Raw genomic sequence first — 25,895 nt, 5'->3', positions numbered from 1 at the left:
GGTTCGCTCGTTGAGTCCGGTATGGGACGCGGGGACTGGGTGGAACGGCCGCTGGTCGGCGCGCACGACGTCGACCCGGCGAAGCTGTACGCCCGGGGCAAGCGGCTGCGGGAGCGTGCGCCGGTCGAGGCGCACGACCACGCGGCGGCGGGCGCGGACCGCCCGGGGGTGCGGGAGTACTTCGAGGCGAGCAACGCGCGGCGGCTGCCCGAGCTGGTGGAGCTGCGGCGGGAGCGGATGGCGGCGTCGCCGTTCACGTTCTTCCGCGGGGCGGCCGGGTTGATGGCGGCCGACCTCGCGGGGTCGCCGTCGTCGGGGCTCACCGCGCAGCTGTGCGGTGACGCGCACGCGGCCAACTTCGGGCTGTACGGCACGCCCGAGGGCCGGATCGTCATGGACGTCAACGACTTCGACGAAACCGCGCCCGGGCCGTGGGAATGGGACCTCAAGCGGCTGTCGGCGAGTCTGGTGCTCGCCGGGCGCGAGGGAGGCATCGGCGAGGCGGCGTGCCGCGACGCCGCGGAGGACGCGGCGAAGTCCTACCGCCGCACGATCCGCGAGCTGGCGCAGCTGCCGTTCCTGCAGTCGTGGAACGCGCTGCCCGACGCGTCGGCCGTGTCGCGGGCGCGCGCCGACGAGCTGATCGACGACTTCGCCGAAGCGGAGGAGAAGGCGCGCCGCAACACCAGCGCCAAGGTGGCGGCCAAGTGGACCCGCCACGTCGACGACCACGAGACCGGCCTGGCACGCCACCGGTTCGTCGAGGACCCGCCGGTGCTCACGCACGTGGCCGACGCCACGGCCGCCGCGGTCGTGGCCGGGCTGGCGTCCTATGTGGACACCCTGCGCGAGTCCCGGCGCACGCTCGTGTCGCGCTACCGCGTGGCCGACGTCGCGTTCCGCGTGGTCGGCACGGGCAGCGTCGGGCTGCGCAGCTACGTCGTGCTGCTGCACGGCAACGAGGACGAAGACCTGGTGCTGCAGGTGAAGCAGGCACAGCCCTCGGCGCTGGCGCCCTACCTCGGCGGCTCCCCCGCCGACCACGAAGGCCGCCGCATCGTCAACGGCGCCCGCCTCGTCCAGGCCGAGACCGACATCCTGCTCGGCTGGACGACGATCGACGGCTTCCCCTTCGTGGTCCGCCAGTTCCGCAACCTCAAGGGCGCCATCGACCCGGCCGCCCTGCGCAAGGACCACCTCGACGACTACGGCCGCCTCGCCGGCGCCCTCCTCGCCCGCGCCCACACGCGTTCGCTGCACCCCCAGCTGCTCGCCGGCTACTTCGCCGACGACGAGGACCTCGACGAGGCGATCGGCGCGTACGCCCTGCGTTACGCCGATCAGACGGAGGCCGACCACGCGGAGTTCACCGGCTGAGCACGAGTGCGGGGTTCACGTCGTGCGAGCACCACCAGGTGAAGCCGAGTGCGTGGGCGCGGCTACCGGCATCGTCGTCGCCGACGGCAACCCCACCCAGGGAGACGACCGCTTCTTCGCCCTCGCCGCGCAAGGCACCCGCGCCGCGGACGTCCTCCAGAGCCGGGCGAGCGGAAGCGCCTGCCCGAAAGCCCCTGGCAGCACCCGGCTCGTGCAGCCCTAGACGAGCGAAGCCACGTCCTCCGCGCAGCCCCACGCCAGCGTGATCCCCGCGCCGCCGTGGCCGTAGCAGTGGACGACGTCACCGACGCGTTCCAGCCGCACGCTCGGCCGTCCGGGCCGCAGCCCCACGCGAGTGCCCAGCACTGCGGCGTCGGCCAGCCGTGGCTCCAGCTCGCGGCACCGGCGCACGATCGCCGCCGCCACCGCGGAGTCCGGCTCGAGGTCGTTGCGGCCGATCTCCTCGGTGCCGCCGCACACGACGTGGCGGCCGTGCGGGATCACGTATGTCAGGTCGCCGTCGGCCTCCTCGACCGACCACGACGTGAGCCCCGGATCGGCGAGGTGCACGACCTGGCCGCGCACGGGAACGAGCGTGTCATCGCCCGCGAGCGTGCCGCCGGCCAGGCCGGTGGCGTTCACGACCACGTCGGCGTCGAGGTCGGCCAGCGAGGTGAGAGTGCGGTACTCGGTCCGCACACCCAGCGCGGCGACCTGCTCGGCCAGCCACGTGAGGTACACCGGCGTGTCCACGAGCGCCGTGGTGAACGCGAGCACCGAGCCCTCGCGCGACACGTCGGTCATCGCGGTGAGCCAGCGGGGATCGGGCACCTCTTCGGGGACGCGGATCCAGCCCGGCAGGAACCGGATCCCGGGTGCGGCGAGCAGCGAGCGGTACACGCCGACGGTGGTCCCGGTCCAGCCCACCACGCGCTCGTCCGGCCGCGCCACCGGTGGGTAGATCAGCCCGCCCGCCACGGCCGACGTCGTCTCCGCCGGTTTGCCCGCCGTCACGACCGTCACGCTGTGGCCCGCCTCGGCCAGCCGGTACGCGCAGCTCAGCCCGACGACCCCGCCGCCGGCCACGGTGATCCGCATGCCGCTCCCTCCGCTCGTGCTCCCGCCCGTGATCGTCGCCGACGGCGGGCCTCCGGCGCCACCCGCCATCCGCGTAGGCTCGCCCCGGGAGGGGAAAAACTGTGAACGCGAGCCGCCTTCTTGCGCTCGTCGCCGTGCTCTGCGCACTGGCGACCGCCGCACTGGGACTCGGTTTCGCGGGCGGGCACGCCCCCGGCGCGCTCGACGCGTGGGCCGCCGGCGCGATCGCGGGAATCGGCCGCGGCACGCTCGACGTGCTCGTGCTGCCGACCGAGCCGTACGTGCTGATCCCGGCTATCGTGGTCATCGCCGGCACGTGCCTGTACCTGCGCCGCCGCACGGACGCGCTGCTGGCCGTCGCGGGCCCGGCGCTGGCTGTCGCGCTGAACACCTGGGTGCTCAAGCCGCTGTTCGACCGCTGGAAGAACGACATCCTCGTCTACCCCAGCGGCCACACGGTGAGCCTGGTGACGGTCCTGGTGGTGCTGGTCCTGCTGGCGCGCCCGAAGGTCGTCACCGTCGTGCTCGGCGTGGTTCTCCTGTGCTGCGCGGCGATCGGCATGATCGGCCTCGGCTACCACTACCTCACGGACATCGTCGGCGGCACGTTCTTCGCGACCGCCGTGGTGACCGGCCTGCGAGCCGTCACACCGCGTCGCGTGCCAGCGCCGTCAGCCGGCTGACCGCCCGCAGGTACTTCTTGCGGTAGCCGCCGTTCACCATCTCCTCGGTGAACAGCTCCGGCAGCGGCACGCCCGACACCACGACGGGGATCGCGCGGTCGTAGAGCCGGTCGGCGAACGCCACGAGCCGCAGCCCCACGTTCTGGTCCGGCGCCGGCGTCACGTGCTTGAGGTGCACGCGCCGCACGCCGTCGAGCAGCTTGCCGTAGCGCGACGGGTGCAGCTTGGCCAGGTGCGCCACGAGCGCGTCGAACTCGTCCACAGTGGACCCCTCGTGCGCGGCGGCCGACGCTTCGAGCCCCTCGTCGCTCACCGGCGGCGGGGCGTCCGGCAGTCCGCGGTGGCGGTAGTCCGGCCCGTCCACGCGCACCACTTCGAAGCGGCGGGAGAGCGCCTGGATCTCGCGCAGGAAATCCTCGGCGGCGAAGCGGCCCTCTCCGAGCTTGTCGGGCAGCGTGTTGGACGTCGCGGCGATGTACACGCCCGCGTCGGTGAGCTCCTGCAGCAGCCGGCTCACCAGCGTCGTGTCGCCGGGATCGTCGAGCTCGAACTCGTCGATCGCCAGCAGCCGGTGCTCCGACAGCCGCCGCACGGCCTCGGCGAACCCGAGCGCGCCGACGAGGTGCGTGAGCTCCACGAAGGTGCCGTACGCCTTGGGCGAAGGCGCGTCGTGCCACGTCGATGCGAGCAGGTGGGTCTTGCCCACGCCGAACCCGCCGTCGAGGTAGAGGCCCATCGGCCCGGCCGGGGCCGCCTCGCCGCCGAAGAGCGAACGCAGCCGCGACTTCTTCGCCGGCCGGTCCCCGATGCGCCCGGCGAACGCCGAGCACGACTTCACGGCGGCGGCCTGGCTGGGCTCGTCGGGGTTCGGGAGGTAGGTGGAGAACCGCGCCTCGCCGAACCGCGGCGGCGGCACCAGCGAGGAGATCAGCTCGTCGGCCCCGAGCTCGGGAAACCGGTCCGTCAGGGCAGCTGCGGGCATGGCTGCAGAGCCTAGCCAGGCCCCGCACCGGGTCGGTCCGGGTGTCGGCACCCGCGTATCCCCCGGTCGGGGCCGGGTCGGTGCCCGTGCTGGGATAGCGGGCGTGCGGAGCGTGTGGCCACCATCACCGGCCGGGGCCGGGCCCTTGTCCGACGAAGATCTGGAGCGCGTCTACGGCTACCCCGAAGGGCTGACCGGCCCGTTCGTGCAGGTCAACTTCGTGGCGTCGGCCGACGGCGCGGTGGCCGTGGACGAGCTGTCGAAGGGCCTTTCGCACCCGGCCGACCGCCGTGTGTTCCTGCTCGCGCGCGACCTCACCGACGTGATCCTCGTCGGCGGCGGCACCGCGCGCGCCGAGAACTACCGCGGCGCCCGGACCAACGCGGTGCGCTCGGCCCGGCGCGCGCGGCTGGGCCTGGCGCCGGTGCCGCCCATCGCCGTCGTCACGCGCACGGGTTCGCTCGACCCGGCGGGCCCGCTGTTCACCGACACGCGCGTGCCGCCGCTGGTCGTCACGACTTCGGGCGCCGACACCGCGGCGGTGCGGGAGGCCGGTGCCCACGTGCTCGTGGCCGGTGACGACGACGTGGATCTGCCGCGAACGCTGGCGATGCTGGCCGAACGCGGGTTGCGTCGGGTGGACTGCGAAGGCGGGCCCGGGCTGTTCGCGGCGATGATCGCGGCCGACCTCGTCGACCAGCTCAACCTCACCGTCGCCCCGCTGCTCGTCGGCGGCGACGCGAGCCGGATCGCGGCGGGACCGGCCGCGCGGCCACCGCGCCGGATGGATCTCGCGTCGATCCTCGTGGACGACGGCTTCACGCTGCTGCGCTACCGGCGGGGCAGCGGCTGATGGCCGACAGCGAGGCGCTCGTCGCGGCCGCGGCGGCGGGTGACCACGCCGCGTTCGACACGCTGGTGCGCCGGCACACGCCGATGATGTACCGCGTCGCGCTGCGCATCACCGGCAGCCCGGCCGAGGCCGAGGACGTGGTGCAGGAGGCGTGGCTGGCCGCCTGGCGCTCGCTCGCGACGTTCCGCCGGGAGTCGGCGGTGTCCACGTGGCTCTACCGCGTGGTCACCAACGGCGCCCTCGGCCTGCTGCGCCACCACCGCCCCACCGTGTCGATCGAAAGCGTGTCGATCGCCGAGGCGCCGGACCTCGTCGCCGACGGCACGCCCGAACGCCAGGTCGTGCACGCCGAGCAGGTGGACGCCGTGCTGCGGGCGATCGCCCGGCTCGACGTCGCGCAGCGCGTGCCACTCGTGCTGCGCGAACTCGAGGGACTCAGCTACGAAGAAGTGGCCGAAGTGCTCGAAGTCGGGGTCCCGGCCTTGCGCTCGCGCCTGCACCGCGCCAGGGTGGCGCTGCTCGGCCAGCTGAGGGAGCGGTGATGACGGACGAGGGCGCCGGCGGCCCGGAGGACCCCGAACGGGATCCTCGCTGGGACCTCGTGCGTGCCGCCGCCCGCCGCCACGTCCCGACGCCGCCCGGTCTGGTCGACCGCGTGCTCCGCTCGCTGGCCGTCGCCCGCCAGGGCCCGCCGCTGCGGCTGCCGTGCGACGGCGGCGTGCTGACCGTGTCGGAAGCCGCCTTGGTCCACCTGGCCCGCACCGTGGCCACCGATCAGGCCGAAGACGTCGACGGCGTCACGGTTTCCGCCGTCGCCCTGGCCGACGGCGAGCTACAGGTCCTGGCCACGATCCGCTTCGGGGTGATCGCCGACGAGGCCGCGCGCGTGCTGCGGCACTGCCTGACCGCGGAGCTGACCCGGCTGTTGCGGGCGCGGCCGCCGCGGGTCAACGTCCACGTCGTCGACGTGCGTCCCGGCTGAAGAACCAGCGGTGAACGGCCGAGCGGAGCAACCCCGCGCGGTCGGCTTTCGGCCCTGGACCTGCTGGGGCTACCCTCGGTGCCGCGTCGGTCACAGTGTCTCGGCTGTGTCGCCTGTCTCGCCATCGGGAGGATCGCGTGGTGCTCGAATCGGAAAACACCCCCGTGGGAGTGGACCCGACCCGGGCGTTCGTCGCGCGTGTGTACGACTACCTGCTGGGCGGCAAGGACAACTTCGAGGTCGACCGCCACGAGGCCGAGCGGATCATCGCCGCGATGCCGGAGGTGTCCGACGTCGCCTGGGAGAACCGCAACTTCCTGACCCGGGTGTGCCGCTTCCTCGCGAACAACACCGAGGTGCGTCAGTTCCTCGACTGCGGCTCGGGCCTGCCGACCGCGGAGAACGTGCACCAGGTGGTGCAGCGCATCCACCCCGAGGCGAAGGTCGTCTACGTCGACTACGACCCGGTCGTGGCCGCCCACGGGCGCGTGCTGCTGGAGGAGAACAACAACACGAAGTTCGTGCAGGCCGACATCTTCGAGCCCGAAAGCATCCTCGACAACCCCGAGGTGCTCGGCGCGCTCGACTGGTCGCAGCCGATCGCGCTGCTGTTCGTGGCCGCACTGCACCACTACAAGGGCGACCGGGGCCGGCCGGCCGAGGTGACCAAGCAGTTCATCGACCGCCTGCCGCCGGGCTCGTTCGTGGTGATCAGCCACGTGCTCGACCCGGACGACGGCTCCGAGTACGACTCGACGCTGCAGGCGACCCTCGAGGTCATCCGCCGCGGGTCCATGCGGGACATCACCGCGCGCACCAAGACGGAGATCCGCGAGCTGTTCCACGAGCTGGAGATCATCCCCTCCAGCACCGCCGGAGACGCCGACGTCGTGCCCGTGGCGGGCTGGTGGCCCGACGGCCCGCGGTACACGAAGCCGACGATCGCCCAGCAGATCATCGCCGGCGGCGTGGCGCGCAAGCTCTGAATCTCCGGAACCTCCGTTACACGGCCGCGTCCCCTCACGGCCACGGTCGTTCCCTCGCACCGAACCGACCGCTCACCGGGGCGAACTCACCCATTCGAGTGACCCGCCGTGAGCTTTTCCCCGGTTCGGACATCGTAGGAGTGGGCAAGCTTCCGGCGCCGACACCAGCGGCGCCGTCCCCCACCGACAGCGAGGAGCGAACTCCATGGTGCAGCCGAGCCCCCGCCGGACCGATGTTCCGGGAACCGCGATCACCACGCCGCTCAACGAGGAGGGGTCCGCGGGCCGGACCACGATCTCGTCGCTGGTGGTGCAGAAGGTCGCCGGGCTCGCGGCACGCGAGATCGCCGGTGTCCACGCGCTGGGCGGCGGGGTGTCCCGCGCGTTCGGCGCGCTGAAGGAACGGATCCCCGGTTCCGGCACGACGTCCACCGCGGGCGTCGCCGTCGAGGTGGGCGAGAAGCAGACGGCGATCGACCTCGACCTGGTCGTGGAGTACGGCGCGCGGATCGTCGAGGTGTCGCGAGCCGTGCGGCGCAACGTGATCGAGGCCGTGGAGCAGATCACCGCACTCGAGGTGATCGAGGTGAACATCGCGGTCAACGACGTCCACCTGCCCGACGAGGACGACGAACCCGAGTCCTCCCGCGTCGAGTAGCACCGCACGACTCTCCGATTACCCAGCACCAGGAGGAAACGTTGAACGCAACGCAGACCGGGATCCTCGCCGGGCTGAGTCTCGGCCTCTCCGCAACCCAGGGGTTCACCGCCTTCCTGGTCACGTTCGCCGTGGGTGTCGTGGGGCTGGTCATCGGCCGCGTGGTCGACGGTGAGCTCGACCTGGGCGACCTCTTCGGCCGGGGCCGCGACAAGTGACCGGGCAGCCGCTCCAGGTCGACCTGCCGCGCGGCGACCTGGCCGAACCCGAAGAGCGTGGCAGCCTGAGCATCGCCCACGCCGTGGTGCGCAAGGTCGCGCAGCACGCCGCCGACCTGGTGCCCGGCACGGTGCGGACCGAGCGCCGCGTCGCCGGCCTCACGCGCGGCCGCTCGGGCGCGACCGCGAAGGTCGGCGGCGAAGACAACGACGTGGACCTGGCGCTGGAGCTCGCTCTGCAGTATCCGGCGCCGGTCCGGACCGTGACGGGTGACGTGCGCGCGAAGGTGACCGAAGAGGTCGAGCGGATCACGGCGTACCACGTGCGCTCGATCGCGGTGACCGTTTCCGCTCTGCTGCCCGATGTCCGGCCGCGGGTGCGCTGATGCGGTTCCTCGTGCGGTTCCTGTCCACTGTGCTCGGTCTGGCCGTCGCGGCCGGCGGGGCCCTGCTGGCGATCGAGGTCGGGTGGCGCTGGTGGCAGCCGGGCCGCGCGCCGCTGATCGTGCCGTGGGAACGCTGGCGCGAAGACCTCGCCGCGCTGCCGTGGACCAGCACGTCCGTGCGGGTGACGGCGGTGATCGTGCTCGTGGCCGGGCTGCTGTTCGTGCTGTTCGCCCTCGCGGCGGGCAGCCGGGCCGTGCGGATGACCGACCCGGCCGACGGGATCTGCGTGAGCACGTCGCCGCGGGCACTCGCGCGCCTGGTCGGGCTCGCCGTGCGCGCGCAGGCCAATGTCACCGGCGCCAGCGTGACGGCGAGCGCCCGCAAGGTGCGCGTGCGCGCAACCAGCCGCCTGGAGAACGAGGAACAACTGCGGCCGCGGCTGCTGGAGACCGTCGCGACGGTGCTGGACGACGTCCCGCTCGAACGCCGGCCGAAGGTGTCCGTGGTCGTCGACTCACCGAAGGACCGCCGATGAGCCGTTCCACCGCAAACCGTGTGTCGACCCGTGCGCTGGCCCGTTCACACAGCGCCGAGCGCACGCTGACGTTCCTGCTCGGCCTGGTCGCGGTCCTCGCGGGCGCGGCCGCGCTCGTGGTCGGGCAGGGCTGGCTCGGCGAGTTCCGCGCGCGGCGGCCGCTGCTCGACCCGATCGCCGTGAGCTGGCTGGCCGGGCACCAGCTGTACGCGCGGATCGGCGCCGTCGTGCTCGGTGTGCTGCTGTTCGTGCTCGGGCTGTGGTGGTTCTTCCGCTCGCTGCGCCCCGAACGCCGTCCCGACCTGGCGCTCGACGAGACGCCGGGCGCCGAGCTCACCGTGACCGCCGGCGCGCTCGCCGGCGCGGTGCAGGCCGACGCCGAGGCGATCGCCGGCGTCACCCGGGCGAGGGCGCGCGCGGTCGGCACGTCCGCCGAGCCGGCGCTGCGCGTGACGCTGTGGCTGAGCGAAGGCACCGACGTCCGGCGCATCTGGACCGACCTCGACACCTACGTGCTCGCGCGCGCCCGCGAGGCGCTCGGGCTCGACTCGCTGCCCACGGCCGTGTGCCTCGAACTCGACACGACGGGCCCGGCACGCGTGCGCTGACCGCGTGTTTCGCACAGAATGCCCGCATGGCCCTCCCCGTGCAGGCTCCGATCAAGCCCATGCTCGCCAAGCCGGCGAAGGCGATCCCCGACTCCGGCGGGCTCCTGTTCGAGCCCAAGTGGGACGGGTTCCGCTGCCTGGTCTTCCGCGACGGCGACGAGCTTACCCTGCAGTCGCGCGCCGAGAAGCCGCTGAACCGCTACTTCCCCGAGGTGGTGGAGCGGCTGCTGGCGACGCTGCCCGAGCAGGTCGTGCTCGACGGCGAGCTGGTCGTGGGCCGCGGCGGCAAGCTCGACTTCGACGCGCTGACCGAGCGGATCCACCCGGCCGATTCCCGCGTGCAGCTGCTGGCGAAGGAGACGCCCGCGGAGTTCGTGGCGTTCGACGTGCTGGCGCTGGGTTCGGAGTCCTTCATGGACGAACCGACGTCGGCGCGGCGCGCCCGGCTCGAGGGCATCGCGGGCGACGGCGTGCACCTCACACCGGCCACCACCGACCCGGACACCGCGCGGCACTGGTTCGAGCTGTTCGAGGGCGCGGGGCTCGACGGCGTGATCGGCAAGCCGCTCGACGAGCCGTACTCGCCGGGCAAGCGCGTGCTGGTCAAGTACAAGCACTCCCGCACGGCCGACTGCGTGCTGGCCGGGCTGCGCTGGCACGTCGACGGCGAACCCGGTGAGGCCGTCGGGTCGTTCCTGCTCGGGCTGTACGACGCCGAAGGGCTGCTGCACCACGTCGGTGTGGTCGGCTCGTTCCCGGTCAAGCGGCGCCGTGAGCTGGCCGAGGAACTGGCCCCGCTGATCACCGACGGCGAGGGGCACCCGTGGGTGGGCGACGCCGTGCGCGAGGGCCAGCGGATCCCCGGCGGCATCACACGCTGGCGCTCGACCGAGCACGCGTGGGTGCCGCTGAAGCCGGAGCGCGTGGTCGAGGTCGGCTACGAGCACACCGAGGGCGGCGAGCCCGCGCGGTTCCGCCACACCGCGCAGTTCAAGCGGTGGCGCCCGGACCGGGAACCGGCGTCGTGCGGCTACGCGCAGCTGGACGAACCGGCGCGCTACGACCTGTCGGCGGTGTTCCGCGGCGAGGTCGTGCGGACCCGCTAACTTCCGCGTCACACCCGGCGTGCCAAGCTCGTCGGACAGTTCCACCGACACCACGTGAGGACCAGCCCGTGCGCCGCCGTTCCACCAGCCGCCCCCGTCTGCGTGCCGTGGTGGCGGTGCTGGTGGGCGCGTTGACCGTCGCGGGCTGCACCACGGGCCCGTCGGTGCGCCCGGCGGTGGTGGACAACGACGGTCAGGTCACGCAGCCGCCGGCGCCGACCGCCGCGCCCGTGCCGCTGCCGCCGCTCGTGCAACCGCAGTCGTCCAGCCTGCGCTGGACCGACTGCGACGACGACACGCGCCAGCGCATGGGCTCCCCCGCCGCGCCGGATTCACTGCACTTCACGTGCGCGCGCCTGACGAGCCCGCTCGACGCGCCCGACGACACGCAGCACCTGCTCGCGCGCATCCTCGTGCTCAAGGCCGGCAACGGCCCGATCCCGCTGGTGGTCGTCAACGACATCGGCGGCGAACCCGGCTCCGTCTTCGCCGCGCGCCTGGCCTCGCAGCTGCCGCCCGCGTTCCTGCAGAAGTTCTCGCTGATCGGCGTCGACCGCCGCGGCACCGGCCTGTCGGGCGGCGTGCAGTGCGTGCCGCCCGAGGCGCGCGAAGCGCTGCTCGGCGCCGACCCCGCCCAGGGCGATCTCACCGACGTCCTCGACGCGTCCCGCCGCGCCGGCCAGCAGTGCGCCATCGACCTCGACACCGCCCAGACGGCGCTGGACAGCTGGCGCACCGCGGGTGACCTCGAGGAGCTGCGGACCCAGCTCGGCGTGCCGCACCTCAACGCGCTCGGACGGGGTGACGGCTCGAAGGTGCTGTCGGAGTACGCCGTGCGCTACCCCGCGCAGGTCGGGCGCATGGTCCTGGACGGCCTGCCCGACCCGGGTCAGGACCGTGCCGCGGTGCTGGACGCCGTTGCCGCCGGTGCGCAGGCCACCCTCGACGCGTTCGGGGCCGATTGCGCTGCTCGTGGGTGCGCGATGGGTGATCCGAAAGCGGCGTTGAAGCAGGTGACCGACCGCTTGCGCGCGGTGCCGCAGACGACTCCGGACGGGGTCACGGTGACTCCCGGCATCGCGACTTACGCGGTGTACCTCGGGCTGGCCGACCGTACGCGCTGGCCTGCGCTGGCCGATGCGCTGACCGCGGCCAAGTCCGGCGACGTGACCGCTCTGGAGTCGTTCGCGGACCCGGTGATCGTCGACGCGCAGGGCCGCACGTCGCGGATCGGCGGGGTCATGGCCACCCGGTGCAACGACGCGGCCACCCGGCTGCCAGCCGACCAGATCAACAAGGTCGACGAGGGGATGCGGGCGAAGTACCCGCAGTTCGGCTCCGCGGTCGCGCAGGAGCTCGCGTGGTGCGGGGCGTGGCCCGTGCGCCGCGAGCCGCTGCCCGCCGCCGGCGCCCCGGGCGCGCCGCCCATCCTGGTCGCCGCGACGGCCGCCGATCCCGTGACGCCGGAGATCGGGACCACGCGTGCGGCGGACCAGATGCCGAGTGCGGTGACCATCTCCTGGCAGGGGGCTGGGCACGGGGCGGTCGGGCAGTCTCCGTGTGTGACGGCCGCCGTCCAGGCGTTTCTGATCGACGGGAAGGTTCCTACCGACGGGACTCTGTGCCCGGCTTGACGGGGGGTTGACGGTGACCGACAGCGCTGTGGCCGAGGTGATGGCCGAACTGGCCGCCTTGGAAGACCCGAGGTCTCGGGCGGTGAACGAGAAACATGGCGATGACCATGCGGTGAATCTGGGCAAGTTGCGTGCGCTGGCCAAGAGGTTGAAGACGCAGCATGAGCTTGCTGTTGAGCTCTGGGATACGGGGGACACAGCCGCGAGGCTGGTGGCACTGCTGATTTGCCGGCCGAAGCTGTTCGATCGTGTCGAGTTGGACACCATGCTGCGTGCGGCTCGGACGCCAAAGGTGCATGACTGGCTTGTCGCCTACGTCGTGAAGAGGAGTCCTCACGTCGAGGAGCTGCGGGTTGCCTGGTTCGGTGATTCGGATCCGGTCGTGGCCAGTGCCGGGTGGGCGCTGACTACCGATCGTGTGGCGAAGGCTCCTGATGGGCTGGATCTCGGTGGGTTGCTGGATGTCATCGAGGGTGAGATGAAGGATGCGCCCGAACGGTTGCAGTGGGCGATGAATCATTGTCTTGCGCAGATTGGGATTGAGCATCCGGGTTATCGGGGTCGTGCGGTGGGTATTGGGGAGCGGTTGGGGGTTTTGAAGGATTATCCGACGCCGGCGAATTGTACGTCGCCATATGCGCCGGTTTGGATTGCTGAGATGGTTTCTCGTAAGGTCGAGTAGTTGCGGCTCGGCGCGCGGAGCGCACCATTGCCGGGTTTCAGGGGTGGAGGTGGGCACCCCTACCTCCGGCAATGGTGCGCTCCGCGCGCCGAGCCGAATCAAAGAGCAAAACAAAGCAAAACTACTGCCGATACCCCTCAACCTCACCCACAGACCGCACCTTCGCCTCATCCGGGTTCTCATGGAACTCCGCCCGAGCCCGTCGCTGCCGCAACAGGTCCCAGCACTGGTCGAGCTCCTGCTCCACCTTCGTCAGCTTCGCCTGGTCGTCCCCGGACAGGCCGGTGCCGACCGATCGCGACCGCAGCTGGTGCTCTTCCGCGATGAGCTCGTCGATCCGGCCCAGGATCTCGCCGTTCGCCATGGGTGGTCCTCCTCACCTCGTACTTCCGGCCCCTGACGCTACCCGCCGCCGGGGAATTCCCGCCCGGCGCCGTCCGTTGAAGCCACCATGAGCACCGTTGAGCTGACCACCGCCAACTTCGACCAGACCGTGACCGACAACGACTTCGTCCTGATCGACTTCTGGGCGAGCTGGTGCGGGCCGTGTCGCCAGTTCGCGCCGGTGTACGACAAGTCGTCGGAGAAGCACTCCGACATCGTCTTCGCCAAGGTCGACACGGAGGCCGAGCAGCAGCTGGCCGCCGCGTTCGACATCCGGTCCATCCCGACGCTCGCGGTGATCCGCGACAAGACGCTGATCTACGCGCAGCCGGGCGCGCTGCCGGAGTCGGCGCTGGAGGACCTCATCCGCCAGGCCCGTGAGGTCGACATGGACGAGGTCAAGAAGGCCGCCGCCGAGCACGCCGAGCAGGCCGCCCAGGAGCAGGTCTGACGCACCGCCCCCGAGCAGGGGCCGACCACGACGAAGGCCCCCTCGACCACCGATGAAGTGGTCGAGGGGGCCTTCGCGCGTCTTCAGGAGCGGGTGATGAGCCCACGCAGGAAGAACGCCAGGTTGGCCGGACGCTCGGCGAGCCGGCGCATGAAGTAGCCGTACCACTCGTCGCCGCACGGCACGTACACGCGCATGGTGCGCCCCTCGGCCGCGAGGTTCTTCTGCTCCTCCGGGCGGATGCCGTAGAGCATCTGGAACTCGTGGTCGCCGGGCTCGCGGCCGTGGTCGGCGGCCAGCTTCTTCGCGATGGCGATCATCCGCGGGTCGTGAGAGGCCACCATCGGGTAGCCCTCGCCCGCCATCAGCACGCGCAGGCAGCGCACGTAGGACTTGTCGACGTCGGCCTTGTCCTCGAACGCCACCGACGACGGCTCCGCGTAAGCGCCCTTGCACAGCCGCACGCGCGACCCCGGGCCGGACAGCTCGCGGCAGTCCTGCTCGGTGCGCTTGAGGTAAGCCTGCAGCACCGCACCGACCCACGGGTACTCGCCGCGCAGCTCCCGCAGGATCGCGAGCGTCGAGTCCGTGGTGGTGTGGTCCTCCATGTCGAGCGTCACCGTCGCGCCGACGGCCTCGGCCGCCGCGCAGATCTTGCGCGCGTTCTCCAGCGCCACGTCCTCGCCGTCACCGGGCAGGAACTGCCCGACGGCCGAGAGCTTCACCGACACGTCGGCGCCGGCGGCGAGACCCTGGTCGGCGAGCGCCGAGAGCAGTTCCTCGTACGCCCGGACGGTGCCGGCCGCCTGCGTGGCGTCGGTCGTGTCCTCGCCGAGGTGGTCGATGGTGATCGACCGGCCGTCGGCGGCCAGCTCGCGCGCGACGCGCACGGCGTCGGCGGTCGTGGACCCGGAGACGAAGCGGCGCACGACGGATCGCGTCGCGGGCACCGCTTCGATCAACGCGCGCATCCGCTTCGATCGGGCGGCGGCGAGCAACGGGGCACGCAGCATGGCGGTCTCTCCTCAGCCCTGGTGCGGGTAGCGCACGGCGGTCGGCGGCACGAACGTCTCCTTGATCGAGCGCGGGCTCGTCCAGCGGAGCAGGTTGAAGATCGAGCCGGCCTTGTCGTTGGTGCCCGAAGCGCGGGCCCCGCCGAACGGCTGCTGCCCGACGACGGCGCCGGTCGGCTTGTCGTTGACGTAGAAGTTGCCCGCCGTGTAGCGCAGCGCCTGCGAGGCCTTGGCGACGGCGGCGCGGTCGTTGGCGATCACGGAACCGGTGAGCGCGTAGGCCGCGGTCTCGTCGATGACCTTGAGCATCTCGTCGAACTGCGCGTCCTCGTACACGTGGACCGACAGGATCGGGCCGAAGTACTCGGTGCTGAAGATCTCGTGCTTCGGGTTGCTCGACACCAGGACGGTCGGCTGCACGAAGTAGCCCACGCTGTCGTCGGCGGTGCCGCCGGTGAGGATCTCGACCTCGGCGTCGCCCTTCACCCGCTCGAACAGCGACGCGTGCTTGTCGAACGCGCGGCGGTCGATCACGGCGCCACCGAAGTGGGACAGGTCGCTGACGTCGCCGTAGGTGATGGCCTCGGTCTCGCTGACCAGGCCGTCCTTCAGCTGCTCCCACAGGCTGCGCGGCACGTACGCACGCGAAGCGGCGGAGCACTTCTGGCCCTGGTACTCGAAAGCACCGCGGACCAGCGCCGTGCGCAGCACGTCGAGGTCGGCCGACGGGTGCGCGAGCACGAAGTCCTTGCCGCCGGTTTCGCCGACGAGGCGTGGGTAGCCGCGGTAACCGGCGATGTTCGCCCCGACGGTGCTCCACAGGTGCTGGAACGTCGGGGTGGAGCCGGTGAAGTGGATGCCCGCGAGGTCGCGGTGCGTCAGCGCCACCTCGGACACGGCCTTGCCGTCGCCGGGCAGCAGGTTGATCACGCCCGGCGGCATGCCGGCCTCTTCGAGCAGCCGCATGGTCAGGTGCGCGGCGAGGCTCTGCGTCGGCGAGGGCTTCCACAGCACGGTGTTGCCCATCAGCGCGGGCGCGGTGGGCAGGTTGCCGGCGATCGCGGTGAAGTTGAACGGCGTGATCGCGTAGACGAAGCCCTCGAGCGGCCGGTGCTCCATGCGGTTCCACACGCCCGGCGAGCTGGCGGGCTGCTCGGCGAGGATCCGGCGGCCGAACTCGACGTTGAACCGCCAGAAGTCGGCGAGCTCGCACGCGGAGTCGATCTCGGCCTGCGTCGCGGTCTTCGACTGGCCGAGCATGGTGGCGGCGTTGAGCGTGGCGCGCCACGGGCCGGTGAGCAGGTCGGCGGCGCGCAGCAGCACCGCGGCGCGGTCGTCGAACGACAGCGCGCGCCACTCCGGTGCGGCCTTGCCGGCGGCCGCGATGGCGTCGTGGGTGTCTTCCTTCGACGCGCTGGAGATGGTGCCCAGCACGTGGCTGTGGTTGTGCGGCGCGACCACGTCGATCTTCTCGCCGCCTCCGGCGCGCTGCTCGCCGCCGACGGTCACGGTCAGGTCGACCGGACCGGCCTGACCCAGCTTCTTCAGCGCCCCTTCCAGCTCGGCGCGCTCGGCGCTGCCCGGTGCGTAGGTGTACACCGGCTCGTTCTTCGGAGCGGGTGTCTGGGTCACGGCGTCCACGGCGGCTCCCTCTGGTCTTTCTTCTGCGGTGCTTCTCGGTACTGCTTCTGGGTACGGCTGCTCTGTACTGCTGGGATGCCCGAACGGTAACTCCGGAAAGCGCCGGCAGGTTTATCCGACCGGCTAGAATCAGGGTGATGAACTTGTCCGATCGGATGAAGGTGGTCCGGTGACGGCCGAAGCGCCCGACGGCCTGCCCGCCACCTCGCTGCGCCACGTGCTGGCGACGCTGGGCGAGCCGCTCGTGCGCGTGCTGGTGGCGCCGCGGGGGCTGGGCGTGCGGGTCGACGACGTGGTGATCCTCGACCCCGAAGACCCCCCGGAGGCGCACCCGGGCGACCTCGTGCTGGTGATCGGCGCGCGCGGCCGGGCGGCGGCCGCGGCCATCCGCGCGGCCGGGCGTGGCGGGGCGGCCGCGGTGGCCGTGAAGGGCGAGGGCGGCACGGACGTGGCGGCCGACGCGGGCGTCGCGCTGCTCACGGTGGGGGCCGAGGCGCGGTGGGAGCAGGTGGAGGCGCTGGCCCGCGGGGTCGTCGACGCGGCCCGGGCGGGCGGCGAGGCGGAGACCGGCGAGGTGCTGGGCGACCTGTTCGCGCTGGCCCAGACGGTCGCGACACTCACCGGCGGCCTGGTCAGCATCGAGGACACCGCGAGCCGCGTGCTGGCGTACTCGCGCTCGTCGGACGAGGTCGACGAGCTGCGCCGGCTGTCGATCCTCGGCCGTGAGGGACCGGAGCGGTACCTGGCGATGCTGCGGGAATGGGGCGTCTACCAGCGGCTGCGCGCGGGCGAGGGCATCGTCCGGATCGACGAACGGCCCGAGCTGGGCATCCGCCGGCGCATCGCGGCCGGCATCCACGCGGGGTCGCAGCCGCTGGGCACGATCTGGGTGCAGGAGGGCGCCACACCGCTCACCGAGCAGGCCGAGGTCGCGTTGCTGGGCGCGAGCCGCACGCTGGCGCCGCAGCTCATCCGGGCCCGCACGCTGCCGAGCCCTCAGCTGCGGCTGCGTGAGGACCTGCTGGCCGGGCTGCTGGAGGGCCGCGTCGACGCCGAGTCGGTGGCCGACGACATCGGCGCCGATCCCGCGCGGCCGGCGCAGGTGCTCACGTTCGCGCTGTCCTCGGCCGGTCCCGCCGCGTCGGACCGGCTGCTGCGGCGCGCGGAGCTGGTGCACCTGATCGCGGTGCACACCGCCGCGTACCGGCGCAGTGCCCTGGTGAGCGTGCTGGGCGGGCGCGTGTACGCGTTGCTGCCCGATCTGCCGGAGCATTCGGACGCGGCGGTTCTGGCTCTGGCCAAGGAAATCGTGACGGCGGCGGAGCGGCACCTCGACGTGCCGGTGCGGGCGGCGCTCGGCGGCGTGGTCCCCCGGCTGTCCGACGCGGCCGCGTCTCGCGGCGACGCCGACCGCGTGCTGCTCGCGATGGCGCGCGGCCGCTGGCCCGACGCCGTCGCGTCGCTGGCCGATGTCCGCGCCGACGTGCTGCTGTCGGAGGTGCTGGCGTACCTCGCGGACCAGCCCCGCATCCGCGACCCGCGGCTGGCCGAGCTGCTCGCGCACGACGCCGACCACGGCGGGATCCTCGTGCCGGCGGTGCTGGCGTACCTCGACGCGTTCGGGGACGTGCGGGCGGCCGCGAAGGCGTTGAACATCCACCCGAACACCGTGCGGTACCGCGTGCGGCGGGCGGCGGAGGTGTCCGGTGTCGATCTCGGGGATCCGGCTCAGCGGCTGCTCACGCAGCTGCAGCTGCGGCTGTAGAAACCTTGTGCGGGCCGGAGTGTGGCCTCGCTAGGGTGCGGCATGGATCTTTTCCCCCGGGCCTGGGGCGCCCTGCAGGAAGCCGTCCACTCCCTCGACGACACGCAGTGGGTCGCGCCGTCCGGCTGCGCCGGGTGGCTGGTGCAGGACCTCGTGTTCCATCTGATCATCGGGGCGCAGGACATCCTCATCACGCTCGTGACGACCACCGACGCGCCCGCGACCCGCGACGCCGTGACCTACTGGGAGCCGGGCGAACCGGGTGACGGCACGGACGCGGAATCGGCGTTCGTCCGCCGCGGCGCCGTCGCGTACTCCGGCCCGGCCGCGCTCACGCACCACTTCGACGACCTGGCCGTCGCCGCGGGGCGGGCCGCGGCCGCCGCGGATCCCGCAGCCCGCGTGGAAACCCGCGACGAGGTGCTGACGGTCGCGGACTACCTCACGACGTACGTGGTCGAGGCGACGCTGCACCACCTCGACCTGACGCTGCATCTGTCCGGTGTGGACGGTCCGCCGGCGTCGACCCTGGCGGCGACGCGGGCGATCGTGGCGGGCGTGGCCGGACGGCCGTTGCCGTCGGAGGACGACCGGGAGGCGCTGCTCCACGCCACGGGCCGGCTGCCCGCTCCGCCCTCGTGGGCCGGGTTCGAGCCGGTGGCGCTGGGATGATCGTGTGGCTCAACGGCACGTTCGGCTCCGGCAAGACCACGACCGCGCGGGAGCTCACCGGGCCGCTGGGGGCGCGCCTGTTCGACCCGGAGTACGTCGGTTACCTGCTGCGCGTGCCGTTTCCCGAGCCCGACGGGGATTTCCAGGACCTCGAGCTGTGGCGTCCACTGGTGGTCGAGACCATGGCGCGGGTGCACGCGCACACCGGCGGACCGCTCGTGGCGCCGCAGACGATCCTCGTCGAGCAGTACGCGCGGGAGATCTTCGACGGTCTCCAGGCGCGCGGCATCGCCGTGCACCACTTCGTGCTGCACGCGGACCGCGACGAGCTGCGCCGCCGCATCGAGACCGACGAGCCGGGCATTCGGCAGTGGCGGCTCGATCACCTCGACGCGTACGAGAAAGCCCTTCCCTGGCTTGGGAAATCGGGCACGGTGCTCGACACGGCGAGCACGCCGCCGGCCGCGGTCGCGCGCACGATTCTGGCTGCGGTCAACCGAAAGCAGTGACGTGAAGGCCGTGACCTGACGGCCGTGAGCCGAGGGCTGGGGCAGCAGCGCTTCTGCCCCAGCCCCGCGCGTCACGCCGCGACGAGGCTGAACCGGCGACGTTCGACGTCGATCTGCTCGATGCGCACCGTCAGGCGGGCACCGACTTCAGGAGCGGCGCCGCGGTCGGTCACGAGCAGGCCCTGGATGCCCGGTGCCACCTCGACGAACGCGCCGAACGGCAGCTGCTGCACGACGACGCCGTCGAGCACTCCGCCCGTGGCGTGCTCGGACAGCCAGGAACGCCAGGTGGTTTCCGGGGCTCCGGTGGATTCCGATGTGGACAAACGATTTCACCTCCCTTCGCGAACCGCGGAAATGTCCTCGGAGTTCGCTGGGGAGGGGGTGGGCCACGGGCCCACCGGGGGTTCACGGCAAGGCCGGGTAACCCGTCTGCTCACGGCTCTCGGCCGACCCGGCAGTCATGCGCTCACCGTAGCAGTGTGTTCCGCCGCGGGTAAGCGGTTTTCAGGCCGAGACCGAGAGCCCGGCCAGCTCCGCCAGTGCGGCGAACGACTCGACGCGGGCAGCCTGGTCGTAGGTGCTCGTGCTCACCAGCAGCTCGTCGGCCCCGGTGGCCTCGACCAGCTCGCCGAGCCGGTCGGTCACCTCGGCGGGGGTGCCGCCGATCTGGCTCGCGACGATGTCGTCGAGGCGCGTGCGTTCGCGGTCGGTCTTGGGCAGCGCCAGGATCTCGTCGACGGGCGAGAGCGGCGGGAAGACGCCGTGGCTGCGCGAGTACACCGTCGACCACGCCTCGGGCACGAGCAGCCGGCGGGCCTCCTCGTGGGTCTCCGCGACGGCGACCGAAGTCGACACGACGACATAGGGCTCGGCGACCGCTCCCGTTCCCGCGAACGTGTCCCGGTAACGCCGGATGGCCTCGACCATCGCCCGCTCCCCGCGCGCCGGCGCGATCACCAGCGGCAGGCCCAGCTCGGCGGCGAGGTCCGCACCGGAGCCGGTGGCCAGCAGGAACGTCGGCAGGCTCAGCCTTTCGGCCGGGATCGCGTGCACGCCGGGGTAGGCCGTCTGGTCGCCGCTGAAGAACGCGAGCAGCTCGCGCACCTGGCCGCCGAAGTCCTCGGCCGCCTCGCGCCCCTGCCCGAGCGCGCGCCGCACGCCGTCGGTGAACCCCACCGACCGGCCCAGCCCCAGATCGATCCGGCCCGGGAACAGCGACTCCAGCACCCCGAACTGCTCCGCGACCACCAGCGGCCGGTGGTTCGGCAACATCACGCCGCCCGTGCCGACGCGGATCCGCGACGTCACGGACGCGACCGCCGCGGCCAGCACCGTCGGCGCCGACCCGGCCACCCCGGGCACGCTGTGGTGCTCCGACACCCAGAAGCGGTGGTACCCGAGCCCCTCGATGTCCCGCGCGAACGCGACGGTGTCCCTCAGCGCCTGCGCGCTGCCCCGCCCGCGCCGGGCGGGCGATCGGTCGAGCACGGAGATCCGGAACGTCACCCAGGGATCAACACGGCCGCCGCGCGGCGGATTCCCCGGCGTGCCGAGCTATGGACGCCAGCGTTCGCTGTAGTCCGGGTGGTCGGCGTAGGGCAGGGCGAGCAGCCGCAGCGTCGGGCACCAGTTCGACCCCGCCTCGTCGGCCGGGACGTGACAGGTCTCGCACCAGTACTCGCTGCCGTACAACGGAAAGCCGGGGACCTTTTCGGACACGGTGGTGCGGTGGGCGAGCATGATGCGGCGCGTGACCTCGACCTCGTTGATCATCTGGTTGACGACGTCGAGCTCGAGGTCGCCGAGCGCGCGCACGCGTTGTTCGACCGCGACCTTCGTCTCGCCGCGGTTGAGCGCCTCGCCGTTCTTCGCCTTCTGCACCGCCTGCATGATCAGCGCCTGCCGCTGACCCACCCGCGCGGCGAGGAACGCGATCAGGTCGTCCACGAAAGGCCTCCGTCCTCGAGCCGGGCTCCTCCGGCGCGGGATAGTCGCCCCGCGGCGCCGGGGCGTTACGCGCCGGATGTGCCGCAGGGCTCAACCCGAGCCCGCCGGACGCTACCCCACTCCCAGTCTGACCAGCGGGAACGTTACGCAGCCGTAAAGGTGGGAATTTTTCGCGTTCGCCGAAGTTGATGACGGACGGTGAGCACCCGCGGCGACGGAGCGATCACTCGGTGTCGGGCCGCGCCTTGCTCGGCTGCACACGCTTGGGCTCACCCGGCATCTTCGGGTAGTCCGGCGGGTACGGCAGCTCCGCGCCGCCGAGGTCGCGATCGTCGCGGTCGTACCACTCCAGGAGGGTTTCGAGGCCGAACGCCGTTTCGTCCATCGGCGCGTGGAGGTCGCCGTGCTCGGCCAGGAAGGCCGGCACGGTGAGCACGTCGAAGTCGTCCGGGTGCACGTCGTCGAGCATCGCCCAGGTCAGAGGCGTGGAGACGGTCGCGCGCTGCGTGCCGCGGACCGACCACGTGGACGCGACGGTGCGGTCGCGCGCCGCCTGGTTGTAGTCGAGGAACACGCGGCCGCCGCGTTCCTCCTTCCACCACGAAACGGTGGCCTTGTCCGGGATGCGGCGTTCGACCTCGCGCCCGAGCGCGATCACCGCGTGGCGCACGGCGATGAAGTCCCATTCCGGCCGGATGCGCACGAGCACGTGGACGCCGCGTCCGCCGGACGTCTTGGGGTAACCGGTGAGCCCGGCCTCGGCCAGCACCTCGCGGACCACGCGCGCCACCGCGACGGCGTCGTCGAAGCCGGCCGAGTCGGGCGGGTCGACGTCGATGCGCAGCTCGTCCGGATGGTCCACATCGGACCGCCGGACGGGCCAGGGGTGGAAGTCGAACGTGCCGAGGTTCGCCGCCCACGCGAACACGGCGGGTTCGGTCGGGCAGACCTCGTCGGCGGTGCGCCCGGACGGGAACGTGATCCGCGCGGTCTGGACCCAGTCGGGGGCGCCCTTGGGCACGCGCTTGGCGTAGAACCATTCGCCCGCCACGCCGTCGACGTAGCGCTTGAGCGTGGTGGGCCGCTCGCCGATCGCGCGCAGCAACGGCTCGCCCACGGCGAGGTAGTGCTCCACCACCTGCCGCTTCGTGATGCCGCGCTCGGGGAAGTACACCTTGTCGGGGCTGGTGACCCTGACGGTGCGCTCCCCCACCTGGTACTCGACCGGATCGCCGTTCTTGGGCATGGGCCCACCGTAGCCGGATCCACGCCGCGCGCCCGCCGATCACGCGTTCCTCTACCGTGGACCGGGTGTCCGGCAGAACCAAGCTGATCCTCGCGCTCACCGTGCTCGTCCTCCTCGCGGCGGCCGCGGTGTTCCTGCCGATCCCCGGCCCGGCGGACCTGCGCCGGTGGGCCCAGGCGACCGGTCCAGCGACGCCGCTGGTGCTGCTCGTCGCGTACTCGTTGCTCACCGTGGCGCCCATTCCGCGCACGGTGTTCAACCTCGCGGCCGGCCTGCTCGTCGGTTCTGTCGCGGGAATCGCGATCGGCCTGGTGGCGACGACGATCGCCGCGGGCCTGTCGTTCGGGCTCGCGCGGCTGCTGGGCCGTGACCTCGTGCTGCGCCACCTGCACCGCGCCCCCGTGCGCATCGTCAACGAACGGCTGTCCGGCGGCGGTGTGCTGGCGATCACCTCGCTGCGGCTGATCCCCGTGGTGCCCTTCGCGCCGCTGAGCTACCTGTGCGGGGTGTCGACGGTGAAACTGGTTCCCTACCTGGTCGGCACGCTGCTGGGAAGCGTCCCCGGCACGGTCGCCGTGGTGGTGCTCGCCGACGCGCTGACCGGCGACACGCCGCCCGCGCTCCTGGGTTGTTACGCCGTTTTCGCCGCGGCCGGAGCCGTCGGCCTGGTCAGGGTGCTGAAGAAGCGCACGCCCGCCGTCGAGAAGGAAGAGCCCGCCGCCTCCGCACCGGCTGGCTGACGGCGGCAACATCCACCCGACCGCTACACTCGTTCGGGTGCGCGAGGGGTATCCGCGCTGAGTAAGGCCACGATCACCGGGATTTCGTCAGGAGCGGTCGCCATCGACACCGGTCAGCTGATCGCGGGGCACTACCGCCTCGTCGAGCACATTGGTAGCGGTGCCATGGGTGTGGTGTGGCGCGCCGTCGACGTGCGCCTGGAACGGTCGGTGGCGATCAAGCAGATCCTGCCCCAGCCGGGCGTCTCCGAGGCCGAACGCGACAACATGCGCCAGCGCGCCATGCGCGAGGCGAAGAACGCCGCCCGCTTCCAGCACCCGAACGCGATCGTCGTCTTCGACATCGCCGAACACGGCGGCGACCCCTGCCTCGTGATGGAGTTCCTCGACGGCCCGAGCCTCTCGGCCGTGCTGGCCGAGCAGGGCACGCTGCCCGTCGGCCAGGTCGCGCGCATCGGGGAGCAGGTGGCCGCCGCGCTCGTCGCCGCGCACCGCTCCGGGATCGTGCACCGCGACGTGAAGCCCGGCAACATCCTCATCGACGAGACCGGCACCGCGAAGATCACCGACTTCGGCATCTCGCGCGCGGCCGGCGACATGACGCTCACGCAGACCGGCCTCATCGGCGGCACCCCGGCGTACCTCGCGCCCGAGCTGGCGCGCGGCGCCGACCCTGTGCCCAGCTCCGACGTCTTCGCCCTCGGCGCCACGCTCTACCAGGCCATCGAGGGCCAGACGCCCTACGGCAACACCACCAACCAGCTCGCGCTGCTCTACGCGGCCGCCAACGGCCAGATCAACCCGCCGACCCAGGCCGGCCCGGCCACCGCGCTGCTGATGAGCCTGCTGCGCAGCGAGCCCGGCGAGCGCCCGAGCATGGCCGAGGCCCGCGAAGGCCTGGCCAAGCTCGCGGCGGGCGAGCCGGCCGCGGGCCCGGAACTCCTGTCGTCCGGCCCCACCGAACGCCTCGACCGCGGCGGCTCACGTCCGCCGTGGCAGCGCGTGGACGGCCCGAAGACGGCCGCCCCGATCCCCACGCAGAAGGCCCCGTCGAACCCGCCGCGCACCCCGACGGCCGCGTTCATGCCGATGCGCTCGCCCGCCGCGCCGCCCAACACGCCGCCGCGGCCCCAGCCCGCCCAGCCGGCTCCCCCGGCGCGGCCGACGCAGCAGCAGCCCCGCCCGGCCCCGACGGCCGCCGCGCCGAACTACCGCAACGCGTCGAGCACGCCGCCGCCTGCCGACAACAAGCGCAAGTTCGCCCTGCTCGCGGGTGGCGCCGCGGCCGTGGTCGTGATCGCGGTCGTGGTGTTCCTGGTGCTGAGCTCCGGCAGCGATGGCGGGGGCAACGGTTCGAACACGGCGAACCAGCCACAGCAGACGAACTCGACCGGCTCGCCGAACACCCCCAGCAGCGGCCCGTCGGCATCGCCGCCGGTCGCCGGGCTCGGCCAGACGCCGAACGACGGGGGCAAGCTCGCGCTCACGCCCGCCGGCCAGCGGGTGATCGACTTCTACAGCTTCCCGCAGGACACGGCCGCGGCGTGGGCGATGCTCACCCCGGCCGCCCAGCAGGTCTACGGCAGCCAGGCGGCGTTCGACCAGTACTGGCAGCAGTTCGGCAATGTGAGCAGCAAGTCCGCTCGGGGCAGTTACAACGCCGACGACTCGGTGAACATGACGGTCACCGTCGTGTTCCCCGACCACACGGAGAGCCGCGCGTTCCGCGTCGTCAACTCCGGCGGGCAGATCCTCATCGACTCGAACACGAAGAGCCAGAAGGACATCACCCAGGGCTGACTCGTGCCCGCGGTGAGCAGGAATCCCGCTCACCGCCACACGAATCGGAATTGTCACCCGTCCGACGCCTTACGTCGCAACAGCTCGGTGCAATAGCTACGCCTGGTGATCAATCGGACGAATTCCCGAAACCGTAGATCCCTCGCAAAGCAGACACCGGCTGTCGCGCTGTCGGCCGCCACGCTGACGGTCGGCCTCAGCAGTCAGGCCGACGCGTCACCCCGTGCCGTGACCAGCGGAACGCCGGGCACGATGGTGACCACCTACGAGGCCGTCAACATCCGGCAAACTCCGTGGTCGACCAGCAAGAAACAAGGCAGTTACCCCGCCAACTACACGGTGTTCGGCATTTGCTGGGCGCACGGGGAACCCATTTCGGACAATGGTGTCGTGAGAAATGACATCTGGGTTTCCACCGGCGTCGAGAACGGCGTGCAGTCCTTTTTCATCAGTGCCGTTTACCTCAAAGGTGATTCCCTGGGTGGAATGCCCGTCGGCGCGCAGTGCCCCTGACAGCCTGCCGGAACGATCGTCACCAGGAGCTACGCCACAGTGGCGAACCAGTGAGACTCGCCGCGCGGGGAGTGTGGTGAGCAGGGGTGATGGCCTACCGTGGAGCCATGGCCGAGAGCGGAGCTGTACAGCCGGGCTGGAATCCTCGGTTCCACGAGGATCTCGTCGGGCTGGATCCGTACGACCCGGAGGCGCGCGCGTTCGCCGCGCACCTCGACCGGATGGAGCGCACGGGCCCGACGTTCACCGTCGAAGCGTGCCTCGACCAGGTCTCCGACTTCGCCGATTCCAGCAGCCGCGCGGGCGGGCTGCGCTACTGGGTTTCGGCGCTCATCGCGGCGTTGATCGTGTTCGGGGTGATCGTGACCGCATGGCAGATCGTGACCCACGCGATCGCTTTCCTGGCGGGGTAACGTGGGCGA

32 protein-coding genes are annotated in these 25,895 nt (G+C 72.0%); 23 read left to right on the top strand and 9 right to left on the bottom strand.

Annotated features, from left to right (window positions below; all coding sequences use genetic code 11):
* Positions 1–21 precede the first annotated feature (21 nt).
* Complete coding sequence (locus tag AB0K15_RS09215; protein WP_364047506.1) at positions 22–1,377, top strand: DUF2252 domain-containing protein; 1,356 nt, start codon at positions 22–24, stop codon at positions 1,375–1,377.
* A gap of 52 nt (positions 1,378–1,429) precedes the next feature.
* Positions 1,430–1,600 carry a hypothetical protein gene (locus AB0K15_RS09210; RefSeq protein ID WP_364047504.1) on the top strand — a complete coding sequence of 57 codons (171 nt, stop codon included), beginning with the start codon at positions 1,430–1,432 and terminating at the stop codon, positions 1,598–1,600.
* Here the strand turns inward: AB0K15_RS09210 and AB0K15_RS09205 are convergent.
* Entirely contained in the window at positions 1,597–2,475 is an 879-nt protein-coding gene (locus tag AB0K15_RS09205; RefSeq protein WP_364047502.1) for an FAD-dependent oxidoreductase, read from the bottom strand. The two genes, AB0K15_RS09210 and AB0K15_RS09205, sit on opposite strands and share 4 nt — an antisense overlap.
* A 101-nt stretch (positions 2,476–2,576) precedes the next feature.
* Here AB0K15_RS09205 and AB0K15_RS09200 point away from each other — a divergent pair, with 101 nt between their 5' ends.
* Entirely contained in the window at positions 2,577–3,158 is a 582-nt protein-coding gene (locus tag AB0K15_RS09200; protein WP_364047500.1) for a phosphatase PAP2 family protein, read from the top strand.
* On the opposite strand, the gene zapE is transcribed toward AB0K15_RS09200, so the two are convergent.
* Positions 3,121–4,140, bottom strand: coding sequence for a cell division protein ZapE (gene zapE / locus AB0K15_RS09195; RefSeq protein WP_364047498.1), 1,020 nt, complete (start codon positions 4,138–4,140; stop codon positions 3,121–3,123). The genes AB0K15_RS09200 and zapE overlap by 38 nt on opposite strands.
* 103 nt (positions 4,141–4,243) lie before the next feature.
* On the opposite strand from zapE, the gene AB0K15_RS09190 reads away from it, so the two are divergent.
* From AB0K15_RS09190 to AB0K15_RS09135, 12 genes are all read left to right on the top strand, one after another.
* A complete protein-coding gene (locus tag AB0K15_RS09190) occupies positions 4,244–4,993 on the top strand; it encodes a pyrimidine reductase family protein (RefSeq protein ID WP_364047496.1) in 750 nt (249 codons plus the stop codon).
* Positions 4,993–5,535 carry a sigma-70 family RNA polymerase sigma factor gene (locus tag AB0K15_RS09185; RefSeq protein WP_364047494.1) on the top strand — a complete coding sequence of 181 codons (543 nt, stop codon included), beginning with the start codon at positions 4,993–4,995 and terminating at the stop codon, positions 5,533–5,535. Before AB0K15_RS09190 ends, AB0K15_RS09185 begins: the two co-directional genes overlap by 1 nt.
* Positions 5,535–5,975, top strand: coding sequence for a hypothetical protein (locus AB0K15_RS09180; RefSeq protein ID WP_364047492.1), 441 nt, complete (start codon positions 5,535–5,537; stop codon positions 5,973–5,975). The genes AB0K15_RS09185 and AB0K15_RS09180 overlap by 1 nt, the downstream gene beginning before the upstream one ends.
* Before the next feature lie 140 nt (positions 5,976–6,115).
* The gene (locus AB0K15_RS09175; protein WP_364047490.1) at positions 6,116–6,961 is read left to right on the top strand and encodes an SAM-dependent methyltransferase; all 846 of its coding nucleotides are present in this window, start codon (positions 6,116–6,118) and stop codon (positions 6,959–6,961) included.
* Between the two features lie 205 nt (positions 6,962–7,166).
* Positions 7,167–7,619, top strand: a complete 453-nt coding sequence (locus tag AB0K15_RS09170; protein ID WP_220238398.1) for an Asp23/Gls24 family envelope stress response protein — start codon at positions 7,167–7,169, stop codon at positions 7,617–7,619.
* 41 nt (positions 7,620–7,660) lie between these two features.
* The gene (locus tag AB0K15_RS09165; RefSeq protein WP_364047488.1) at positions 7,661–7,837 is read left to right on the top strand and encodes a hypothetical protein; all 177 of its coding nucleotides are present in this window, start codon (positions 7,661–7,663) and stop codon (positions 7,835–7,837) included.
* Positions 7,834–8,223, top strand: coding sequence for an Asp23/Gls24 family envelope stress response protein (locus tag AB0K15_RS09160; protein WP_364047486.1), 390 nt, complete (start codon positions 7,834–7,836; stop codon positions 8,221–8,223). Before AB0K15_RS09165 ends, AB0K15_RS09160 begins: the two co-directional genes overlap by 4 nt.
* On the top strand, positions 8,223–8,759 hold the full coding sequence (locus AB0K15_RS09155) for a DUF6286 domain-containing protein (protein WP_364047484.1): 537 nt from the start codon (positions 8,223–8,225) through the stop codon (positions 8,757–8,759). The genes AB0K15_RS09160 and AB0K15_RS09155 overlap by 1 nt, the downstream gene beginning before the upstream one ends.
* Positions 8,756–9,367 carry an alkaline shock response membrane anchor protein AmaP gene (locus AB0K15_RS09150; protein ID WP_364047482.1) on the top strand — a complete coding sequence of 204 codons (612 nt, stop codon included), beginning with the start codon at positions 8,756–8,758 and terminating at the stop codon, positions 9,365–9,367. The genes AB0K15_RS09155 and AB0K15_RS09150 overlap by 4 nt, the downstream gene beginning before the upstream one ends.
* Before the next feature lie 26 nt (positions 9,368–9,393).
* Positions 9,394–10,473 (top strand): ATP-dependent DNA ligase, encoded by a 1,080-nt coding sequence (locus AB0K15_RS09145; protein ID WP_364047480.1) that lies wholly within the window; start codon positions 9,394–9,396, stop codon positions 10,471–10,473.
* A 68-nt stretch (positions 10,474–10,541) separates the two neighbouring features.
* Positions 10,542–12,107 (top strand): alpha/beta hydrolase, encoded by a 1,566-nt coding sequence (locus tag AB0K15_RS09140; protein ID WP_364047478.1) that lies wholly within the window; start codon positions 10,542–10,544, stop codon positions 12,105–12,107.
* Positions 12,108–12,120: 13 nt separating this feature from the next.
* Positions 12,121–12,789: a DNA alkylation repair protein gene (locus tag AB0K15_RS09135; RefSeq protein ID WP_364047476.1), complete on the top strand. Its 669-nt coding sequence runs from the start codon at positions 12,121–12,123 to the stop codon at positions 12,787–12,789.
* A gap of 121 nt (positions 12,790–12,910) precedes the next feature.
* Here the strand turns inward: AB0K15_RS09135 and AB0K15_RS09130 are convergent, their stop codons facing one another.
* On the bottom strand, positions 12,911–13,153 hold the full coding sequence (locus AB0K15_RS09130) for a DUF2630 family protein (protein ID WP_364047474.1): 243 nt from the start codon (positions 13,151–13,153) through the stop codon (positions 12,911–12,913).
* Between the two features lie 87 nt (positions 13,154–13,240).
* Between AB0K15_RS09130 and trxA the strand changes: the two genes are divergently transcribed.
* On the top strand, positions 13,241–13,624 hold the full coding sequence (gene trxA, locus AB0K15_RS09125) for a thioredoxin (RefSeq protein ID WP_364047472.1): 384 nt from the start codon (positions 13,241–13,243) through the stop codon (positions 13,622–13,624).
* Positions 13,625–13,707: 83 nt separating this feature from the next.
* Here the strand turns inward: trxA and AB0K15_RS09120 are convergent, their stop codons facing one another.
* Both AB0K15_RS09120 and pruA read right to left on the bottom strand, forming a co-directional pair.
* Positions 13,708–14,637, bottom strand: coding sequence for a proline dehydrogenase (locus tag AB0K15_RS09120; RefSeq protein WP_364047470.1), 930 nt, complete (start codon positions 14,635–14,637; stop codon positions 13,708–13,710).
* A 12-nt stretch (positions 14,638–14,649) separates the two neighbouring features.
* A complete protein-coding gene (gene pruA, locus AB0K15_RS09115; RefSeq protein WP_364047468.1) occupies positions 14,650–16,278 on the bottom strand; it encodes an L-glutamate gamma-semialdehyde dehydrogenase in 1,629 nt (542 codons plus the stop codon).
* A gap of 169 nt (positions 16,279–16,447) precedes the next feature.
* Here pruA and AB0K15_RS09110 point away from each other — a divergent pair, with 169 nt between their 5' ends.
* The 3 genes from AB0K15_RS09110 to AB0K15_RS09100 are packed head-to-tail and all read left to right on the top strand — an operon-like array spanning position 16,448 to position 19,224.
* Complete coding sequence (locus tag AB0K15_RS09110) at positions 16,448–18,043, top strand: helix-turn-helix domain-containing protein (protein WP_364047466.1); 1,596 nt, start codon at positions 16,448–16,450, stop codon at positions 18,041–18,043.
* Positions 18,044–18,085: 42 nt separating this feature from the next.
* Positions 18,086–18,715, top strand: coding sequence for a maleylpyruvate isomerase N-terminal domain-containing protein (locus AB0K15_RS09105; RefSeq protein ID WP_364047464.1), 630 nt, complete (start codon positions 18,086–18,088; stop codon positions 18,713–18,715).
* Positions 18,712–19,224, top strand: a complete 513-nt coding sequence (locus AB0K15_RS09100) for an AAA family ATPase (RefSeq protein WP_364047462.1) — start codon at positions 18,712–18,714, stop codon at positions 19,222–19,224. The genes AB0K15_RS09105 and AB0K15_RS09100 overlap by 4 nt, the downstream gene beginning before the upstream one ends.
* Before the next feature lie 71 nt (positions 19,225–19,295).
* Here AB0K15_RS09100 and AB0K15_RS09095 read toward each other — a convergent pair whose 3' ends face one another.
* The 4 genes from AB0K15_RS09095 to AB0K15_RS09080 all read right to left on the bottom strand — a co-directional run bounded on the left by AB0K15_RS09095 (position 19,296) and on the right by AB0K15_RS09080 (position 22,420).
* Positions 19,296–19,550, bottom strand: a complete 255-nt coding sequence (locus AB0K15_RS09095) for a S1 RNA-binding domain-containing protein (protein ID WP_364047460.1) — start codon at positions 19,548–19,550, stop codon at positions 19,296–19,298.
* A 181-nt stretch (positions 19,551–19,731) separates the two neighbouring features.
* A complete protein-coding gene (locus AB0K15_RS09090) occupies positions 19,732–20,733 on the bottom strand; it encodes an LLM class flavin-dependent oxidoreductase (protein ID WP_364047458.1) in 1,002 nt (333 codons plus the stop codon).
* A 48-nt stretch (positions 20,734–20,781) separates the two neighbouring features.
* Positions 20,782–21,174, bottom strand: a complete 393-nt coding sequence (locus AB0K15_RS09085) for a DUF6221 family protein (protein WP_364047456.1) — start codon at positions 21,172–21,174, stop codon at positions 20,782–20,784.
* A gap of 223 nt (positions 21,175–21,397) precedes the next feature.
* Positions 21,398–22,420 (bottom strand): DNA polymerase domain-containing protein, encoded by a 1,023-nt coding sequence (locus tag AB0K15_RS09080; RefSeq protein ID WP_364047454.1) that lies wholly within the window; start codon positions 22,418–22,420, stop codon positions 21,398–21,400.
* Between the two features lie 65 nt (positions 22,421–22,485).
* Between AB0K15_RS09080 and AB0K15_RS09075 the strand changes: the two genes are divergently transcribed.
* The 4 genes from AB0K15_RS09075 (at position 22,486) to AB0K15_RS09060 (ending at position 25,886) form a co-directional block, all read left to right on the top strand.
* Positions 22,486–23,160, top strand: coding sequence for a TVP38/TMEM64 family protein (locus tag AB0K15_RS09075; protein WP_364047452.1), 675 nt, complete (start codon positions 22,486–22,488; stop codon positions 23,158–23,160).
* A gap of 117 nt (positions 23,161–23,277) precedes the next feature.
* Positions 23,278–24,960, top strand: a complete 1,683-nt coding sequence (locus AB0K15_RS09070) for a serine/threonine-protein kinase (protein WP_364047975.1) — start codon at positions 23,278–23,280, stop codon at positions 24,958–24,960.
* Positions 24,961–25,065: 105 nt separating this feature from the next.
* Positions 25,066–25,473, top strand: a complete 408-nt coding sequence (locus tag AB0K15_RS09065) for a hypothetical protein (protein WP_364047450.1) — start codon at positions 25,066–25,068, stop codon at positions 25,471–25,473.
* A gap of 107 nt (positions 25,474–25,580) precedes the next feature.
* A complete protein-coding gene (locus AB0K15_RS09060; RefSeq protein ID WP_285968938.1) occupies positions 25,581–25,886 on the top strand; it encodes a hypothetical protein in 306 nt (101 codons plus the stop codon).
* The last annotated feature ends 9 nt before the right edge of the window (positions 25,887–25,895 follow it).

This window comes from Amycolatopsis sp. NPDC049253 (assembly GCF_040678995.1).
Taxonomy (GTDB): Bacteria; Actinomycetota; Actinomycetes; order Mycobacteriales; family Pseudonocardiaceae; genus Amycolatopsis.
Note: the sequence above shows the minus strand (reverse complement) of the source record. Positions and strands in the feature narration are given on the sequence as shown.

Bases quoted from the DNA above. Each gene is read 5' to 3' on its own strand.
- AB0K15_RS09180 (WP_364047492.1), top strand. From the start codon at position 5,535: ATGACGGACGAGGGCGCCGGCGGCCCGGAGGACCCCGAACGGGATCCT.
- AB0K15_RS09150 (WP_364047482.1), top strand. From the start codon at position 8,756: ATGAGCCGTTCCACCGCAAACCGTGTGTCGACCCGTGCGCTGGCCCGT.
- AB0K15_RS09155 (WP_364047484.1), top strand. From the start codon at position 8,223: ATGCGGTTCCTCGTGCGGTTCCTGTCCACTGTGCTCGGTCTGGCCGTC.
- AB0K15_RS09080 (WP_364047454.1), bottom strand. From the start codon at position 22,420: ATGCCCAAGAACGGCGATCCGGTCGAGTACCAGGTGGGGGAGCGCACC.
- AB0K15_RS09120 (WP_364047470.1), bottom strand. From the start codon at position 14,637: ATGCTGCGTGCCCCGTTGCTCGCCGCCGCCCGATCGAAGCGGATGCGC.
- AB0K15_RS09205 (WP_364047502.1), bottom strand. From the start codon at position 2,475: ATGCGGATCACCGTGGCCGGCGGCGGGGTCGTCGGGCTGAGCTGCGCG.
- AB0K15_RS09145 (WP_364047480.1), top strand. From the start codon at position 9,394: ATGGCCCTCCCCGTGCAGGCTCCGATCAAGCCCATGCTCGCCAAGCCG.
- zapE (WP_364047498.1), bottom strand. From the start codon at position 4,140: ATGCCCGCAGCTGCCCTGACGGACCGGTTTCCCGAGCTCGGGGCCGAC.
- AB0K15_RS09100 (WP_364047462.1), top strand. From the start codon at position 18,712: ATGATCGTGTGGCTCAACGGCACGTTCGGCTCCGGCAAGACCACGACC.
- trxA (WP_364047472.1), top strand. From the start codon at position 13,241: ATGAGCACCGTTGAGCTGACCACCGCCAACTTCGACCAGACCGTGACC.
- AB0K15_RS09185 (WP_364047494.1), top strand. From the start codon at position 4,993: ATGGCCGACAGCGAGGCGCTCGTCGCGGCCGCGGCGGCGGGTGACCAC.
- AB0K15_RS09105 (WP_364047464.1), top strand. From the start codon at position 18,086: ATGGATCTTTTCCCCCGGGCCTGGGGCGCCCTGCAGGAAGCCGTCCAC.
- AB0K15_RS09130 (WP_364047474.1), bottom strand. From the start codon at position 13,153: ATGGCGAACGGCGAGATCCTGGGCCGGATCGACGAGCTCATCGCGGAA.
- AB0K15_RS09170 (WP_220238398.1), top strand. From the start codon at position 7,167: ATGGTGCAGCCGAGCCCCCGCCGGACCGATGTTCCGGGAACCGCGATC.
- AB0K15_RS09060 (WP_285968938.1), top strand. From the start codon at position 25,581: ATGGCCGAGAGCGGAGCTGTACAGCCGGGCTGGAATCCTCGGTTCCAC.
- AB0K15_RS09215 (WP_364047506.1), top strand. From the start codon at position 22: ATGGGACGCGGGGACTGGGTGGAACGGCCGCTGGTCGGCGCGCACGAC.